The sequence below is a fragment of the Glycomyces endophyticus genome (assembly GCF_039531525.1).
GTDB classification, from domain to species: domain Bacteria; phylum Actinomycetota; class Actinomycetes; order Mycobacteriales; family Micromonosporaceae; genus Glycomyces; species Glycomyces endophyticus.
The window spans coordinates 58,042-74,474 of the sequence record NZ_BAAAQF010000017.1 but is presented as its reverse complement, the minus strand read 5'-3'; the positions used below and the strand labels follow the sequence as shown (position 1 = coordinate 74,474).

The following is a 16,433-nucleotide window of genomic DNA, read 5'->3' as shown; positions in this document are numbered from 1 at the left end:
GCCGAGGCGGCGCGGCGATCCGCGCGGCGGCCCCTGTCGTACGGGGTTCATATGCTTCTCGGCGTGAACCTCATCGACTCCTCCTCCGTCCCCGGGGAAGACGCCGTCGCGCTCCCCGAGTCCTGGACCCGGCTCCTCCTCGACCGCCGCGGCGCCGCGGCCCGCCCGGTCGATCTCGATCCCGATGCGCCGCAGCGGCTCTCGGACCTGCTCGGGGACGACGACTTCTTCAAGGCGCCCTTCGAGGTCGCGCCCGGCACCCCGCTGGAGGACCTGCTGCGGGCCGGCGTCGCCCAGGAGGCCGACCCCTTCGCGGCCGCGTTCGCCGTCGCGCTGGTCCGCCAGGCCCGCTACAACGAGAGCGCGTCGATCGCGTCGACGGCGCTGCACGCCTGGACCGCCCGGCACGGCGCCGCCTTCGCCGCCGAGGCCATGCTGGAGCTGTTCGCCAACAGCCTGACCTGGTACAAGGCGCCGGTTCACCCGGCGAACTCGATGCTGCACTACCGGCCCCACTCGGTCTACAGCGTGGCGCGGTACTACAACCGGGCCGACACGACCCTCGCCGACCTGCGCTCGATCCTCGCCGTGATGCCCGACGCGGACTACGAGCGGACGCAGGCGGCGATCGCGGCCCGGCGGACCTCGGACGCGCACGTGCTGGTGAGCGCCGCGATCATGCCCGAGCGCGAGGACTGGGTCCGGGACGCGTGCGCCGTGCTCTCGGCGGACCGTTACGCCCGCAACGGCGGCTGGCTCTTCTGGACCTTCGCGTCGACCACCGAGCACGTCGAGCTGGCCGGTGTGACCTATTTCGACGATCCCGCCCACGACCCCGCCGTCCTCGCCCGCGCCGTCGCCGCCCTCGGCACCGACGTGCTCCCGCTCCTCATCGACTCCCTCGAGCACGAGCACCGGCCGAACGCCGAAGCCCGCGACCTCCTGTTCAAGGCCCTCGCCCACCTCCCCGCGGAGGCCGGTGTCGAGTACCTGCTCGAACGCACCGTCAAAGCCGAGGCCCTCGCGGCCCTCCGCAAGGTCGCCGAGCGGTTCCCGGTGCGCACCCTCCGGGCCGTGGCCGCCGTCGGGCCCGGGGCCCCGCTGCACGCCAAGGCCCGCATCGCAGGCCTGGTGCGCGAACTCGGCCTCGAGGACCGGCTGTCCGATCTGGACGACAAGCGCCGCGAGCGGGTCGAGGAGCTCCTCGCCGCGACCGTGCGCCACCCCGTCGCCGACGAGCCGCCCGCCGTCTTCGCCTCGCCCCCGTGGGCCCCGTTCGGGAAGACCGCGAAGACCGCCGTCGCCGGGCTCGCCGCGCCCGAGGTGGACGAGCTGCGCTGGGCCGACGGCGAGCGCGAGGAGTGGACGACGCTGCCCTCCGCGGGCTACGAGTTCGACTACTTCCGCGACGACCCCACCCGCTGGGACCGCATGATGCCCAAGGGGCCCGACCCCGACCACTACTACTTCGCCGAGCTCCTCGCCTGGGCCGACGACGGGCGCGCGGTCCCCGCGCTGCCGCTGTGGGACGGCACCGTGCGCAACTGGACCAGCGTCGAGACCGTGCGCGCCCTCCTCGCCCGCTACGGCGACGCGGTCGCACCGCAGGTGCTGGAGATCGTCAAGAAGCGGCCCTCGTTCCGCAAGGCCATGCTGCCGTACGTGAACCTCGACGCCGCCCGCATGGCCGCCGACCTGGTGTCCAAGCCCCGCGGCGACCGCGCGCTGGGCCGGGCCTGGCTCGACCGGCACGCCCCCGACGCCGCCGCGCTGCTCATCCCCGACGCGCTCGGCAAGGCCGGCAGGCAGCGCCAGAGCGCCGCCGACGCCCTCAAGCACCTCGCCGCCACCAGCCGCGCCGTCCTCGACGAGCGGGCCGCCGCGTACGGGCCCGACGCCGCCGCGGCGGTCGCCGCGATCGTCGACGCCGACCCGCTCGACCCGCAGCGCCGGGTGCCCAAGGCCCCCGGCTGGGCCGACCCCGTGATGCTCCCGGCGGTGCTGCTGCGCGGCCGCGGGACCGCGCTGCCGGCGGACGCGGTGCGCACCCTCATGTCGGCGGTGGCGCTCGACGACCCCGACCTGCTGTACCCGGGCGCGGACCTCCTCGCGGCGGAGTGCGACCCGGCGTCGCTGACCTCGTTCTCGTGGGGCCTGTTCGAGTTGTGGCTCGCCGCCGGGGCGCCCTCGAAGGACGGCTGGGCCATGGACCAGCTGCGCCGTTTCGCCGACGACGACACCGTGCGCCGCCTGACCGCGCTCATCCGCGAGTGGCCCGGCCAGAGCCAGAACCGCAAGGCCGTGCGCGGCCTGGAGATCCTCGGCCACATCGGGTCCGAGGCCGCCCTGCGGTCGGTGCAGTCGATCGCCTCGAACGCGAAGTTCAAGGCGCTCAAGAAGACCGCGGCCGCGCAGATCGAGGTCATCGCCGAGCGCCTGGATCTCAGCCTCGACCAGCTCGCCGACCGCCTCGTGCCCGACTTCGGGCTCGCCTCCGACCGGCCGCTGGTGCTGGAGTACGGGCCGCGGCGGTTCACCGTCAAGTTCGACGAGAGCCTCAAGCCCTTCGTGGTCGACGAGGCCGGCAAGCGCCGCGCGAGCGCCCCGAAGCCGAACGCGAAGGACGACACCGAGCTCGCGCAGGCCTCCTACGAGCGGTTCGCGCTGCTGCGCAAGGAGATCAAGACCGCGGCCACCGAGCTGGTGAAGCGCTTGGAGACCGCGATGATCGAGTGCCGCACGTGGACCGCGGCGGAGTTCCGCCGCTATCTCGTGGAGCACCCGGTCGCGTGGCAGCTCACCGGGCGCCTGGTGTGGCAGCACTCCACGGCGGACGGCTGGCGGTCGTTCCGCCTCGCCGAGGACCGCACGCCCGCCGACGCCGAGGACGAGCCGTTCGACCTCCCCGAGGACGCCCAGGTGCGCATCGCCCACCCGATCAACCTCGCCGACGAGGTCGCCGGCTGGGCCGAGGTGTTCGCCGACTACGAGCTGCTGCAGCCGTTCCCGCAGCTCTCGCGCCCGTTCTACACCCTGACGGACGAGGAGCGCGCGAGCGGCCGCGTGCCGCGCTTCGAGGGCGCCAAGACCGGCGCGGGCCCGATCATCGGCCTGCTCAAGCGCGGCTGGCACTACGGCAGCGCGCGCTCGGGCCCGGGCGGGCACGGGATCTTCCGCACCTTCCCCGAGGGCGGGTTCCTGCTCATCGGCACCGACCCGGGCGTGCACCCGGGCTACGGGTACGACGACGCCGAGCAGACCCTCACCCGGATCGAGGTCGCCCTCCCCGAGGACGGCGCGGTCGACCCGGCGCGCCTCTCGGAGGCGCTCATGGTCGTGTCGCGGCTCGCCCGGGCGAACTAGCGACCGCCGGTGAACGACGGCCGGGCCGCGAATCGCATTCGCGGCCCGGCCGATGTTGTACCTTTCGGGCACGATTGCAGATCGGGAGCCCAACCCCAGGGCCCGGGCGGGGCTGCCGGGTGCCCGCTAGATGCGCGCGTCGGGCCGCAGGCCCTCCAGCTCCACCCACAGCGCCGGCGGGATCTCGACCGCGAGGAGGTCGAGGGTCTCCCGGATGCGCTCGGGGCGCGAGATGCCGACGACCGTCGAGTCGACCAGCGGTGAGCGCGTGGAGAACTGGAGCGCCGCCGCCGCGAGCGGCACGCCCGCCGCCTCGCACGCCGCCGCCATCGCGGCGGCCGCGGCGGCGAAGGCCTCGTCGCGTTCGCCGTAGCAGTACTTCGGCTGCTGCGCCGGGCCCTTCGCGAGCATGCCGCCGCCGTACGGGGCCGCGTTGAGGACGCCGAGGCCCTTGTCGCGCGCGCCCTCGAACAGGCCCTGCGCCTCGCGGTTGAGCAGTGTGAACCGGTTGTGGTTGAGGACCACGTCGAACTCGCCGGTGTCCAGGTACCGCTGCGTCACCTCGACGGAGCCGGAGGCGACCGCGAGGTGGTCGGCGACGCCCGCGTCCCGGAGCGCCACCAGGGCCTCGAGGGCCCCGCCGGGGCCGAAGCCGTCCTGGTCTGCGGACATGAACTCGGGGTCGTGGAGGGCGAGCACCGGCAGGTGGTCGACGCCGAGGCGCTCCAGGCTCTCCTCGACCGAGCGGCGCACGCGGGCGCCGGAGTAGTCGCCGGTCTCGGGGTCGGAGTCCACTTTGGTCTGGAGGACGAAGCCCTCGGGCAGGCCGCCGCGGCGGCGGACCGCCTCGCCCACGCGGCGCTCGGCCAGGCCGTCCTTGCCGTAGTTGTTCCCGGTGTCGAGGTAGTTCACCTCGCTGTCGAAGACCGCGAGGATCGTCTCGACGGCGCGCTCGTCGTCCACGTCGTACCCGTAGGTCTCGGTGAACCCGGCGATCGTGCTCGTGCCGATGCACAGGGGCGTCACTTCGAGTCCGGTGTTGCCGAGAGTGTTGCGCTGCATGCTCATCCGTTCGTATTCAGTATGCGGTTCTTCAGATCGCGGCGGCCGCGTCGAGGCGGGCCGGGTCGAGGGCGTGCTCGATGACCATGACGCCCGCGCCGATGGCGCCGCTCGACTCGCCGGTGCGGGCGGCGGCGATGCGCAGGTGCCTGGTGGCGAGGGGGAGCGAGCGCTGGTAGATCACCTCGCGGACGCCGGCGATGAGGTGGTCGCCCGCGAGCGCGAGGGACCCGCCGATGACGATGATCGAGGGGTTGAAGAAGTTGACGGCCCCGGCGAGGACCTCGCCGATGTCGCGCCCGGCCTGGCGCACGCGCTGCAGGGCCGGGACGGAGCCGGAGCGGGCGAGCTCGACCACGTCGAGGGAGCCGCCGGCGGGGATGCCCTCGGCGGTGAGCGCGGTCGCGATCGCGGCGCCGGAGGCGACGGCCTCGAGGCAGCCGGTGTTCCCGCAGCGGCAGTGGGCGTCGTCGGCGCCCGCGACGCGGATGTGCCCCATGTCGCCGGCGGCGCCCTGCGCGCCGCGGTAGACCTGCCCGCCGACGATGATGCCGCAGCCGATGCCGGTGGCGGCCTTGATGAAAAGCAGGTGCTCGTACTCGGGCCAGGCGGTGAAGTGCTCGCCGAGGGCCATGATGTTCACGTCGTTGTCGACCAGGACCGGCACCGGGAGGCGTTCGCGCACATAGGAGGGGACGTCGAAGCCGTCCCAGCCGGGCATGATCGGCGGGTTCACCGCGCGCCCGGTGGAGTGCTCGACGGGCCCGGGGAGGCCGATCCCGATGCCGAGGAGGTCGGCGGCGGGCCGGTCGACCTCGTCGAGGAGCTTGCGGCCGTGCTCGACGGCCCAGTCGAGGACCGCCTTGGGGCCCAGGGAGATCTCGAGGTCGGCGTTGACGGCGGCGAGCACGGTCCCGGCGAGGTCGGTGACGGCCAGGCGGGCGTGGGTCGCGCCGAGGTCGGCGCCGAGGACGATCTTGGCGGCGGGGTTGAAGGCGAAGGTCGCGGGGGGCCGGCCGCCGGTGGAGGCGGTCTCGCCGCTGGGGGCGATGAGACCGGCGGCGAGGAGCGCGTCGACGCGGCCGGTGACGGTGGAGCGGGCGAGCCCGGTGAGGGCCGACAGTTCGGACCTGGTGCGGGGCACGCCGTCCCGCAGCAGCTGAAGCAGGGTGCCGGCCCCGGCGGCGGCCGCTGGGGCCGCCCGGTGCCGCTCGGTCGAACCATCTGTCACAGGACTAGTGAACCACACGGGTTCGGTCGTACTCATGTCATAACTGTTTCATAACGCGAGCAACTTTTGCTTGTGCTCCGTCATAAGTCTGCCTTACCGTCGTCATATGGCTCACGTCACGATCACTCGGCCGACGACCTACCGCGCCGCCGTCATCGGCACCGGCTTCATGGGGCGGGTCCACTCGCACGCCATCGCCGTCGCCGGGGGCACGGTCGCCGGGATCGCCGGCTCGACCCCCGAGCGGGCGCGCCGCGCCGCGCCCTCGCTGCGGGCCGAGGCGGTCTTCGACGACGTCGACGCGCTCATCGACGCCGCCGACGTCGTCCACGTCTGCGTCCCCAACCACCTCCACGCCCCGATCGCCCTGGCCGCCATCGCCGCCGGCAAGCACGTGGTGTGCGAGAAGCCCCTCGCCACCGACCTCGACACGGCCCGCGCCATGACCGAGGCCGCCGCGAAGGCCGGCGTGGTCGCGACCGTCCCCTTCGTCTACCGCTTCCACCCGATGGTCCGCGAGGCCCGCGCCCGCGTCGCCGCCGGGCGGATCGGCCGCCTCACCCTCGCCCACGGCTCCTACCTCCAGGACTGGCTCCTGCGGCCCGACGACGACAACTGGCGCGTCGACGCCGACAAGGGCGGGGCCCTGCGGGCCTTCGGCGACATCGGCTCCCACTGGTGCGACCTCCTCGAGTTCGTCACCGGCGACCGCATCACCGCCGTCTCGGCCCAGCTGTCGACCGCGAACCGCCGCCGCGGCGGCCGCGAAGTATCCACAGAGGACATCGTGACGCTCCAGTTCGCCACCGCGGGCGGCATGATCGGCTCCACCGTCGTCAGCCAGGTCTCCGCCGGGCGCAAGAACCGCCTCCTGCTGGAGGTCTCCGGCACCGAGGCCACCCTGGCGTTCGACCAGGAGCGCCCCGAGACGCTGTGGATCGGCGGCCGCGAGATCAACGGCGAGCTCATGCGCGACCCCGAGCTGCTGAGCGGGGACGCCGCGCGACTCGCGCACGTCCCCGGCGGCCACGCCCAGGGCTACCAGGACTGCTTCAACGCCTTCGTCGCCGACACCGGCGCGGCGATCGCGGGGAACGCCCCCGAGGGGCTGCCGGTGTTCGAGGACGGCCTGCGCGCCGCCCGCATCGCCGAGGCCGTCGCCGCGTCGGCGCGGACCCGGGACTGGGCGGAGGTGCCCCGATGACCGAGACCCTGCTCGCCATGCGCGGCATCGGGAAGTCCTTCCTCGGCGTCCCCGTGCTCTCCTCAGTGGACCTCACGATGAACCAGGGGGAGGTCCACGCGCTGGTGGGGGAGAACGGCGCCGGCAAGTCCACGCTCATGAAGATCCTCGCCGGCGTCCACACCGCCGACGCCGGCACCATCGAGCTGGACGGCCGCGCCGTCTCCTTCACCCACCCCCTCCAGGCCCAGCACGCCGGGGTCGCCTCGGTCTTCCAGGAGTTCAACCTCCTGCCCGAGCTCACCGTCGCCGAGAACGTCCACCTCGGGCGCGAACCCAAGCGGCGCGGGCTCATCGACCGCCGCGCCATGGTCGACGCCACCGCCGCGATCCTCGCCGACCTCGGCGTCGACGACCTCCCGCCCACCGCCCGAGTCGGCTCGCTCTCGGTGGCGCACCAGCAGATCGCCGAGATCGCGAAGGCCCTCTCCCAGGGCGCCGACCTCATCTGCATGGACGAGCCGACCGCCGCGCTCGCCGACGCCGAGGTCGAGCTCCTCTACCGCCTCGTCGGCCGCCTGCGCGAGCGCGGCACCGCCGTCCTCTACGTCTCCCACCGGCTCAAGGAGATCTTCGACCTCTGCGACCGGATCACCGTCCTCAAGGACGGCCGCCTCGTCGACAGCGTCGCCACCGCCGACATCACCCCCGACGACCTGGTCGCCAAGATGGTCGGGCGCCGCATCGAGTCCCAGTTCCCCGAGCGCCTCCCCGGCACCGTCCACGGCGACGTCCGCCTCAAGGTCGCCGGCGGCGGGAACGACTACGTCGACGGGATCGACCTCGAGGTGCGCGCCGGCGAGATCGTCGGCCTCGCCGGGCTCCAGGGCTCGGGCCGCACCGAGATCGCCGAGGCCGTCTTCGGCATCGCCCCGTTCACCCGCGGCACCGTCGAGGTCGACGGCGCCCCGGTCCGGATCACCCGGCCCCGCAAGGCCATCGGCGCCGGCATCGCCCTCGTCACCGAGGACCGCAAGGCCGAGGGCCTGGCCCTGTGGCAGTCGGTGCGCGCCAACGCCCGCATGGTCCTCGACGCCAACGCCCGCGTCCACTCCCGGCGCCGCCTCGCCCGCGTCTCCGACCTCCTCGCCAGCCTCGACCTCGTCGCCCGCGGCGAGGACCAGGAGGTCCGGTTCCTCTCCGGCGGCAACCAGCAGAAGGTCGTCGTCGCCAAGTGGCTCGCGGCCGAGCCCGGGGTCATCGTCCTCGACGAGCCCACCCGCGGGATCGACGTGGGCGCCAAGCACAAGCTGTACTCCGTGATCCGCGAGCTCGCCGCCGAAGGCCTCGCGGTGCTCCTCATCGCCTCCGAGCTCATCGAGGTCATCGGCCTCGCCGACCGGATCGTGGTCCTCCACGACGGCCGCATCGCCGGCGAGCTCCCCGGCGGCGCCACCGAGCAGCAGGTCATGGCCTACGCGACCGGAAGGGGCCCGGAATGACCCAGCGCCTCCGCACCCCCCGCCTCGGCACCACCGCCCTCATCTACCTCGCGCTCGCGGGCGTCCTCGCCGCCGGCGCGGTCGCCGTGGCCCTCGACGGCGGGAACCTGTTCGCCACCGCGAACCTCGTCGACATGCTCACCCGCACCAGCCTCACCGGGTTCCTCGCCATCGGCATGACCCTGGTGATCCTGTGCCGGTCCCTCGACCTGTCCGTCGGGTACACCGCCGCGCTCTCCAGCCTCGTCGCGGCGACCACGATGGACGGGCAGGCCGCGAACGTGCCGCTCGCGATCGCCGCGGTCCTGCTCGTCTCCGGCCTCATCGGGGCCGCCAACGGCGCGGTCACCGCGTACCTCGGCGTCAACCCGTTCATCACCACCCTCGGCACCGGCCTCATCATCAAGGGCTACCTGGACACCCAGTACAAGGGCCCCGCCGGGGACGTGCCCGCGGTGTTCCAGCAGTTCGGGTACACCCGCATCGGACCCGTCCCGATGTCCACACTGGTCATGCTGGCGGTGGCGGCGGCCGCGATCTGGTTCCTGCGCTCCAGCCGCACCGGCCACCACATGTACGCCGTCGGCGGCGACGCGGACGTCGCGCGCATGTCCGGCATCCGCACCGGCCGCACGCTCCTGGCCGCGCACGTGCTGTGCGGCATGACGGCCGGCGTCGCGGGCCTGCTGCTGGCCGCCCGCTTCGGCACCGGCTCGGCCGAGGCCTACACCAACCTCTACGAGCTCGACGCGATCGCCGCCGTCGTCCTCGGCGGCACGCTCCTCCTCGGCGGCAGGGGCGGCGTCGCCGGGACCGTCGCGGGCGTGGCGATCCTGGCCGTGCTCGACACCGTGTTCAACGTGCTCCAGATCGACCCGTTCGCGAAGGACGTGCTGCGCGGCGTCGTCATCATCGCGGCCGTCGCGATCTACGCCCGCCGCCAGCTCGACCGGACCGCCCGCAGGCCCCGCTTCGCAGAAGGGAGGGCGTCATGACCCGCGCCCGGGAGCTGCTGCTGCGCGCGACGAACCCGACCGCCACGGTCTTCGTCCTGCTCGTCCTCGTCTTCGCCGCCGTGTTCGCGATGAACCCCGGCTTCTTCGAGGGCCCCTCCCTCATGGCCTTCCTCAAGCAGGCCGCGCCCCTGGTGATCCTCGCCGCCGGGCAGTACTTCGTGATCGTCTCGGGGAACTTCGACCTCTCGGTCGGCGCGCTCGTCGGGGCGCAGGTCGTCATCGCCGCGCGCCTCATCGACGGCGAGGAGTCCCGCACCGTCCCGGTCATGATCGTCATGGCGCTGTTCGGGATCGGCGTGGGCCTCGTCAACGGGCTCATCACGACCGCGCTCAAGGTCCAGTCGTTCATCACCACCCTCGGGATGCTCCTGGTCCTGTACGGCGCCATCCGCCTGTGGACCGGCGGCGCCCCGACCGGCAGCCTCTCCGAGTCGTTCCGCCAGGCCGGGCGCATGGGCATCGAGAACGTCCCCGTCCTCGGCCAGATCCCGTGGGCCCTGCTCATCATGATCGCCGTCGGCGCCGGCTCGGTCCTGCTCATGCGCACCCGCTTCGGGCGCATCCTCATGGCCGCCGGCGACAACGAGCGCGCCGCCGCGCTCTCGGGCGCCCGCGTCGACACCGCCCGCATCGCCGCATTCGTCCTCTCAGGACTGTCGGCGACGGTGGCCGGGATCCTCATCGGCGGGTTCGCCGGCGTCAGCGCGCAGGTCGGCGACGGCCTGGAGTTCACCGTCATCACCGCGGTGGTCCTCGGCGGCGTCGTCCTCGGCGGCGGCCGCGGCTCCGTGCTCGCCGCCATGGCAGGGGCCCTCGTCATCGAGGCCCTGTTCACCCTGTTCAACCAGATGGCCCTCCCGGCGACGCTCCGGCCCGCCCTCCAGGGCGCCATCATCATCGCCGCCGTCGCCTACGCGGCCCGGCGCCGACCCGTTCCGACCGCCACCGCAAGTCCGACTCCCTCATGAAAAGAAGGTCAAGCACCATGCGGACAACCCGTATAGCCGCAGCCGCCGCAGCAGCACTCGGCATCCTGCTCGCGACCGCCTGCACCACCGACACCCCCACCGACGAGGCCGACGAGGCCACCACCGAGGCCGAGTCCGGCGACGAGTGGTTCGTCCAGGCCGACTACGACGCCCAGCTCGCGCAGCGCGACGTCGAGCCCGAAGGAGACCCGGCCGCGCCGTGGCTCCAGGCCATCGAGCCCGAGTGGGTCGACACGGCCGCGTTCGCGCAGGAGGGCGGCGACGCCACCGTCTGCTTCTCGAACGCCTCGGTCTCCAACCCGTGGCGCGTCACCGGCTGGATCACCATGCAGCAGCAGGTCGAGGTCCTCCAGTCCGAGGGCAAGATCGGCGAGTTCCGGCACTCCGACGCCGGGGACGACGACGACCAGCAGATCAGCGACATCCAGGCGTTCGTCGACTCCGGCGACTGCGACGCGCTCATCATCTCCCCGTCGACCACCGCGACCCTCACGCCCGCCGTCGAGGCGGCCTGCGAGTCCGGCGTCCCGGTGATCATCTTCGACCGCGGCGTCAACACCGACTGCGCCGTCACCTTCATCCACCCGATCGGCGGCTACGCCTTCGGCGCCGACGCCGCCGAGTTCCTGGTCGACAACCTCGAACCGGGCTCGACGGTCCTCGCCCTGCGCATCCTCCCGGGCGTCGACGTCCTCGAGAACCGCTGGGCCGCCGCGGAGGAGATCTTCGCCGGCTCGGAGCTGGAGATCCTCGGCAACGAGTTCACCGGCGGCGACGCCGCCGAGATCAAGAACATCGTCACGCAGTACCTCCAGCGCGGCGACGTCGACGGGATCTGGATGGACGCCGGCGACGGCGCCGTCGCGGCCATCGAGGCGTTCGAGGACGCCGGCGCGCCCTACCCGGTCATGACCGGCGAGGACGAGCTGTCGTTCATGCGCAAGTGGCAGGAGACCGGCATGACCGCGCTCGCGCCCGTGTACTCGAACTTCCAGTGGCGCACCCCGGTGATCGCGGCGACGATGATCCTCGCGGGCGAGCAGGTCCCGGCCGAGTGGGTCCTCCCGCAGGACCCGATCACCGAGGCCGAGCTCGACCAGTACCTGGAGATCAACGCCGACATGCCCTCGCTGCACTACGCCAAGTTCGGCGGCGAGGACCTGCCCGGGTTCCCCGACGCCTGGCAGGACCGTTGACCCGCATAGGCGTCAACACCTGGGTCTGGGCCTCGCCGCTCGACGACGAGGCCCTGGCCCGGCTCGCGCCGCGCGTGCGCGACTGGGGGTTCGACGCGATCGAGCTCCCCGTCGAGTCCCCCGGTGACTGGGACGCCGCGCGCGCGGCCGGGCTCCTCGAACGGCTCGGCCTCGCCGCGACGGTCGTCCTCGTCATGGGCCCCGGCCGCGAACTCGTCGCCGCCCCGGCGGCGACCGTGGCCGCGACCCAGGACTACCTGCGCGCGGTCGTGGACGCCGCCGTCGCCGTCGGCTCCCCGGTGATCGCCGGGCCCGCGTACGCGTCGGTCGGCCGCACCTGGCGCATCGAGGACCGCGCGGCGGCGTACGCGGAGCTGCGGGCCAACCTCCGGCCCGTCGCCGAGTACGCCGCCGAGCGGGGCGTGACCGTCGCCGTCGAACCGCTGAACCGGTACGAGACGAGCCTGCTCAACACCGTCGACCAGGCGCTCGAAGCGCTCGACGGCCTGCCCGGGACCGGACTGGCCCTCGACGTCTACCACATGAACATCGAGGAGACCGACCTCCCGGCGGCGATCGCAAGGGCCGCAGGGAGGATCGCGCACGTCCAGGTCTCCGCGAACGACCGGGGCGCACCCGGCCGCGACCACCTCGACTGGCCCGCGCTCCTGGCCGCGCTCGGCGACGCCGGGTACGCCGGCCCCCTTGTCATCGAGTCGTTCACGGCGCACAATGCGACCATCGCCACCGCCGCGTCGATCTGGCGCCCCCTCGCGCCGACCCAGGACGACATCGCCGTCGACGGCCTCGCCTACCTGAGGAGCCTGCATGCCTAGACCGATCACGCTGTTCACCGGCCAGTGGGCCGACCTGCCGTTCGAGGAGGTGTGCCGGCTCGCGGCCTCGTGGGGCTACGACGGGCTCGAGGTCGCCTGCTGGGGCGACCACCTCGACGTGCGCCGCGCCGCCGTCGACGACGACTACGCGGCCGAGCGCAAGGCGATCCTCGAATCGCACGGCCTGGGCCTGTGGGCGATCTCGAACCACCTGGTCGGCCAGGCGGTCTGCGACGACCCGATCGACGACCGGCACCGGGCCATCGTGCCCTCGCACGTGTGGGGCGACGGCGACCCCGAGGGCGTGCGGCAGCGCGCCGCCGAGGAGATGAAGGCGACCGCGCGGGCCGCCGCGAAGCTCGGCGTCGACACCGTCATCGGCTTCACCGGCTCGGCCGTGTGGAAGTACGTGGCGATGTTCCCGCCCGTCTCCGAGGCGGTCGTCGAGGCCGGCTACGACGACTTCGCGGCCCGCTGGAACCCGATCCTCGACGTGTTCGACGAGGTCGGCGTCCGCTTCGCGCACGAGGTGCACCCCTCGGAGATCGCCTACGACTACTGGTCGACGCACCGCGCACTGGAGGCCGTGGGCCACCGGACCGCGTTCGGGCTCAACTGGGACCCGAGCCACATGGTGTGGCAGGACATCGACCCGGCCGCGTTCCTGTGGGACTTCCGGGACCGGATCTACCACGTGGACTGCAAGGACACCCGCAGGCGCTTCGACGGCCGCAACGGCCGCCTCGGCTCGCACCTGCCGTGGGGCGACCCGCGGCGCGGCTGGGACTTCGTCTCCACCGGCCACGGCGACGTGCCGTGGGAGGACTGCTTCCGCGTGCTCAACCGCATCGGGTACGCCGGGCCGGTCTCCATCGAGTGGGAGGACGCCGGCATGGACCGCCTCCGCGGGGCCGCCGAGGCCGTGGAGTTCGTGCGCGGCTTGAACTTCGACCCGCCGGCGGCGTCCTTCGACGCCGCGTTCGGCTCGGACTGACGCGACGCCCGGGCCGCCCCCCACGGGGGGCGGCCCGGGCCGGTTTCCCGCGTCAGGCGAAGGAGAACAGCGGCGGGAACAGCAGCACCACGGCCGCGGCCCAGGCCGCGTAGACCGGCATGTACCCGGTCTGCCACTGCTCCAGCAGCGCGAACCGCTTGCGGCGCCTGATGATCGAGATGTACAGCCACGCCGTCCACGCGAGGTTGACGAACAGGACGAGGTTCTCGCCGAGCGCGGCGCTCTTGTTCGGAGTGAGGCCCCACTCGGTGATCCGGCCGAGGATCGCGATGAGCACGAGCACGTCGATGAGCAGGGCGCTCACCACGAGCGCGAGCTGCATCCAGTCGAACACCCCGGGCTTCGCGGCGGCGTCGCGCGCCGAGATCGAGTACAGGACCAGGCCGAGCACGACGGCCAGCAGCAGGTCGAACAGGATGAGCATGTCGCGTTCGACGTCGATCGCGTTGGTGGTCACGCCGATCGCGACGAGGACCGCGACGAGCGTGACGGCGAACAGCGGCGTGAACACGCGGGTGAGCACCGGCGCCATGTTCTCGATGACGCTCTGCTTGGCCTCCACCAGCCACGCGGCGACCACGACGGCCGCGGCCAGGCCGCAGGGCATGAGCCACTCGGAGATGAACACCTCGGCGTCGACGTCGATCGCGCCGAACACCCCGACGGTGAACGCGGTCAGCACCCCGCCGCCGAGTCCGATGAGGACCAGGTAGATGAACCACTCGCCGGTGAACCGGATGAAGTCCATGCGCTTCTGCCCCGAGCGCCACTCGCCGCCCGCGTACGCGACGCCGACGACGAACCACAGCAGCAGCGGCAGGTGGATCGCGCTGAGCACCACCGACTGCGAGTCCGAGTCCATCGGGTAGGCGTTGTTCGCGACCGCGCCGGCGGCGAACAGCGCCGCCACCGCGCCGATCGCCGGGCCGGACAGGCGCCGGCGCCACGCGAAGTACACCGCGAGCGGCGCGAGGACCAGCAGGCCCATGTTGCGGCCGTAGAAGTCGCCGCTGTCGTCGAAACTGAACCCGAACAGCGCCGGGAGCTTGATCGCGACCGCCCCGAGCGCGGCGCACGCGAGCATGACTAGCAGGCCCCGGCGGCGCTCGGACTCGGCGGCGGCGTCCCGGTCGGGGTCGAGCACGAGCTGCTTCCACAGCCGGTCGGAGTGCTCGCGGGCGAACTCGCGGGAGAGGTCGTCCATGCGGCCCATGCGCTTGACGGCGATGAGGAACGCCTCGTCGGACTTCAGCCCCGACTCGGTCAGGTCCCCGACCCGCTCGCGCAGGTGGTCCTCCAGCTCGTCGACGTCGGCGCCGCTGATCGCCTTGCGGCGCAGCATGTACGACCGCCACTCGGCGATCTGGGCCTCGAGTTCGGTGTCGGTGCCGGTCATGTCAGGCCTCCAGTGCCGGTGGGACGATCGGACCGAGGGCGCGGGTGGCCTTCCAGACGTCCTGGAGCGCGTCGGTGACGGCGGCCCACTGGCGGCGCTGCTCGGCGAGCTCGCGGAGCCCGTCCTCGGTGATGGCGTAGTACTTGCGGCGCCGCCCGCCTTCGGGCGTGCGCCAGGACGATTCGACGTGGCCGAGCCGCTCCAGCCGGTGCAGGAGGGGGTAGAGCAGGCCCTCGGTCCATTCGAGGCGGCCGCCGGAGCGGTCGCTGATCTGCTTGAGGATCGCGTATCCGTAGCTCTCCTCCTCGGCGAGGATGCCGAGCACGAGCGGGGTGGCCGAGGCCGCCACGAGGTCTTTCGCGATGTGCATGAGGGGGAGCGCCTCCTTTACCTAGAACTTCTATGCCTTGCTGTTCTATGCATCGTAGATCTAGGTCTCCCCGGTTGTCAACACGGCCCCGGCCGGGCCCGGACACGCTCCGGCGGCCGCGGTCACGACCGGCCGCGTGCGCGACCGGTCCTCGACACGACGACGGCCCGGCCGGGAACCCGGCCGGGCCGCACGCCTCCGATCAGCCGTTCGGCAGGATCACCGCGCGCCCGTTGATCTGCCCCGCGTGCAGCCGCTCGTACGCCCGCGGGGCCTCCTCCAGCGAGTACGTCTCCACGTGCACGTCGATGTGGCCGCCGCGCGCCAGGTCGAACACCTCGATGAGCTCGTCGCGCGAGCCCCAGTACGGCGCCTTCACCGACACCTCGAACGGCAGCGCCCCGAACCCGACCGGCAGCGTCCCGCCGCCGATGCCCACGATCGTCACGTCGGCCTCCACCGACGCGCACGCGCCCGCGGTCGCCACCGTCGGGGCCACGCCCACGAAGTCGAACACCGCCTGCGCGCCGATCCCGCCGGTCAGGTCCTTCACCTTGCCCGCGGCCTCCCCGTTCGACAGGAACGCCTCGTGCGCCCCGACCTTCCGCGCCAGTTCGAGCTTGTCCTCCGACACGTCCAGCGCCACCACCCGCGCGGCCGTGAGCGCCCGCAGCAGCTGCACCGCGACGTGCCCGAGCCCGCCGGTGCCGATGACGACCGCCGTCGACCCCGGCGCCAGCTTCGGCAGCGACTTCTTGATCGCGTGGTACGGGGTCAGCCCCGCGTCGGTGAGCGGCACGGTCTGCACCGGGTCGAGGCCGCCGAGCGGCACCAGGTGCCGGGCGTCGTCGACGATCAGGTACTCGGCGATCGCGCCGGGGGAGCCGAGGCCGGGCGGGTTGATGTCGAGCTCGCGCACGCGCTGGCAGTAGTTCTCCTCGCCCGCCGCGCACTTGATGCACCGCCCGCACCCCCACGGGCCGTACACGGCGACGGACTCGCCGATCTCGACCCCGGTGACGCCGTCGCCGAGCGCGGCGACGGTGCCCGCGCCCTCGTGGCCGAGCGTCAGCGGCAGCTGGTAGGGGAAGCCCTCGGCGGGCCACTCCATGACGGCGATGTCGGAGTGGCACACCCCGGCGGCGGTGACCTTGAGGAGGACCTCGCCGGGCTTCGGTTCGGGCGTGGGGATCTCGACGACCTCGGGGGCGGCCCCGATCTCGCGGTACTGCAACGCTTTCATGGACGCCTCCGTACGGCTCTGGTGCGGCCCT

General features: G+C 72.9%; 13 protein-coding genes. 8 read left to right on the top strand and 5 right to left on the bottom strand.

Annotated features, from left to right (window positions below):
• The first annotated feature begins 63 nt into the window (after positions 1–63).
• On the top strand, positions 64–3,363 hold the full coding sequence (locus ABD419_RS19015; RefSeq protein WP_344489576.1) for a DUF4132 domain-containing protein: 3,300 nt from the start codon (positions 64–66) through the stop codon (positions 3,361–3,363).
• 126 nt (positions 3,364–3,489) lie between these two features.
• On the opposite strand, the gene ABD419_RS19010 is transcribed toward ABD419_RS19015, so the two are convergent.
• Together ABD419_RS19010 and ABD419_RS19005 are read right to left on the bottom strand one after the other, a co-directional pair.
• The gene (locus ABD419_RS19010; RefSeq protein ID WP_344489573.1) at positions 3,490–4,425 is read right to left on the bottom strand and encodes an aldo/keto reductase; all 936 of its coding nucleotides are present in this window, start codon (positions 4,423–4,425) and stop codon (positions 3,490–3,492) included.
• Between the two features lie 31 nt (positions 4,426–4,456).
• The gene (locus ABD419_RS19005) at positions 4,457–5,692 is read right to left on the bottom strand and encodes an ROK family transcriptional regulator (protein WP_344489570.1); all 1,236 of its coding nucleotides are present in this window, start codon (positions 5,690–5,692) and stop codon (positions 4,457–4,459) included.
• Between the two features lie 70 nt (positions 5,693–5,762).
• On the opposite strand from ABD419_RS19005, the gene ABD419_RS19000 reads away from it, so the two are divergent.
• Genes ABD419_RS19000 through ABD419_RS18970 form a run of 7 tightly spaced genes read left to right on the top strand, consistent with a single transcriptional unit; the run spans position 5,763 to position 13,372 of the window.
• Positions 5,763–6,860, top strand: coding sequence for a Gfo/Idh/MocA family protein (locus ABD419_RS19000; protein WP_344489567.1), 1,098 nt, complete (start codon positions 5,763–5,765; stop codon positions 6,858–6,860).
• Positions 6,857–8,341 carry a sugar ABC transporter ATP-binding protein gene (locus tag ABD419_RS18995; protein WP_344489564.1) on the top strand — a complete coding sequence of 495 codons (1,485 nt, stop codon included), beginning with the start codon at positions 6,857–6,859 and terminating at the stop codon, positions 8,339–8,341. The genes ABD419_RS19000 and ABD419_RS18995 overlap by 4 nt, the downstream gene beginning before the upstream one ends.
• The gene (locus ABD419_RS18990; RefSeq protein WP_344489561.1) at positions 8,338–9,336 is read left to right on the top strand and encodes an ABC transporter permease; all 999 of its coding nucleotides are present in this window, start codon (positions 8,338–8,340) and stop codon (positions 9,334–9,336) included. The genes ABD419_RS18995 and ABD419_RS18990 overlap by 4 nt, the downstream gene beginning before the upstream one ends.
• Positions 9,333–10,325, top strand: coding sequence for an ABC transporter permease (locus tag ABD419_RS18985; protein ID WP_344489558.1), 993 nt, complete (start codon positions 9,333–9,335; stop codon positions 10,323–10,325). Before ABD419_RS18990 ends, ABD419_RS18985 begins: the two co-directional genes overlap by 4 nt.
• 17 nt (positions 10,326–10,342) lie before the next feature.
• Positions 10,343–11,542 carry a substrate-binding domain-containing protein gene (locus ABD419_RS18980; RefSeq protein ID WP_344489555.1) on the top strand — a complete coding sequence of 400 codons (1,200 nt, stop codon included), beginning with the start codon at positions 10,343–10,345 and terminating at the stop codon, positions 11,540–11,542.
• Positions 11,539–12,378, top strand: coding sequence for a sugar phosphate isomerase/epimerase family protein (locus ABD419_RS18975; RefSeq protein WP_344489552.1), 840 nt, complete (start codon positions 11,539–11,541; stop codon positions 12,376–12,378). The genes ABD419_RS18980 and ABD419_RS18975 overlap by 4 nt, the downstream gene beginning before the upstream one ends.
• Entirely contained in the window at positions 12,371–13,372 is a 1,002-nt protein-coding gene (locus tag ABD419_RS18970; protein WP_344489549.1) for a sugar phosphate isomerase/epimerase family protein, read from the top strand. Before ABD419_RS18975 ends, ABD419_RS18970 begins: the two co-directional genes overlap by 8 nt.
• Before the next feature lie 52 nt (positions 13,373–13,424).
• Here the strand turns inward: ABD419_RS18970 and ABD419_RS18965 are convergent, their stop codons facing one another.
• From ABD419_RS18965 to ABD419_RS18955, 3 genes are all read right to left on the bottom strand, one after another.
• Entirely contained in the window at positions 13,425–14,789 is a 1,365-nt protein-coding gene (locus ABD419_RS18965) for a permease prefix domain 1-containing protein (RefSeq protein WP_344489546.1), read from the bottom strand.
• Between the two features lies 1 nt (position 14,790).
• Entirely contained in the window at positions 14,791–15,159 is a 369-nt protein-coding gene (locus tag ABD419_RS18960) for a PadR family transcriptional regulator (RefSeq protein WP_344489544.1), read from the bottom strand.
• Between the two features lie 202 nt (positions 15,160–15,361).
• Positions 15,362–16,402, bottom strand: a complete 1,041-nt coding sequence (locus ABD419_RS18955; protein ID WP_344489543.1) for an NAD(P)-dependent alcohol dehydrogenase — start codon at positions 16,400–16,402, stop codon at positions 15,362–15,364.
• Positions 16,403–16,433: the final 31 nt, after the last annotated feature.

What these genes read in the sequence shown, in the direction of transcription:
- ABD419_RS19010 (WP_344489573.1), bottom strand. Translation starts at nt 4,425, where the DNA reads ATGCAGCGCAACACTCTCGGCAACACCGGACTCGAAGTGACGCCCCTG.
- ABD419_RS19005 (WP_344489570.1), bottom strand. Translation starts at nt 5,692, where the DNA reads ATGAGTACGACCGAACCCGTGTGGTTCACTAGTCCTGTGACAGATGGT.
- ABD419_RS19000 (WP_344489567.1), top strand. Translation starts at nt 5,763, where the DNA reads ATGGCTCACGTCACGATCACTCGGCCGACGACCTACCGCGCCGCCGTC.
- ABD419_RS18995 (WP_344489564.1), top strand. Translation starts at nt 6,857, where the DNA reads ATGACCGAGACCCTGCTCGCCATGCGCGGCATCGGGAAGTCCTTCCTC.
- ABD419_RS18990 (WP_344489561.1), top strand. Translation starts at nt 8,338, where the DNA reads ATGACCCAGCGCCTCCGCACCCCCCGCCTCGGCACCACCGCCCTCATC.
- ABD419_RS18985 (WP_344489558.1), top strand. Translation starts at nt 9,333, where the DNA reads ATGACCCGCGCCCGGGAGCTGCTGCTGCGCGCGACGAACCCGACCGCC.
- ABD419_RS18980 (WP_344489555.1), top strand. Translation starts at nt 10,343, where the DNA reads ATGCGGACAACCCGTATAGCCGCAGCCGCCGCAGCAGCACTCGGCATC.
- ABD419_RS18970 (WP_344489549.1), top strand. Translation starts at nt 12,371, where the DNA reads ATGCCTAGACCGATCACGCTGTTCACCGGCCAGTGGGCCGACCTGCCG.
- ABD419_RS18965 (WP_344489546.1), bottom strand. Translation starts at nt 14,789, where the DNA reads ATGACCGGCACCGACACCGAACTCGAGGCCCAGATCGCCGAGTGGCGG.
- ABD419_RS18960 (WP_344489544.1), bottom strand. Translation starts at nt 15,159, where the DNA reads ATGCACATCGCGAAAGACCTCGTGGCGGCCTCGGCCACCCCGCTCGTG.
- ABD419_RS18955 (WP_344489543.1), bottom strand. Translation starts at nt 16,402, where the DNA reads ATGAAAGCGTTGCAGTACCGCGAGATCGGGGCCGCCCCCGAGGTCGTC.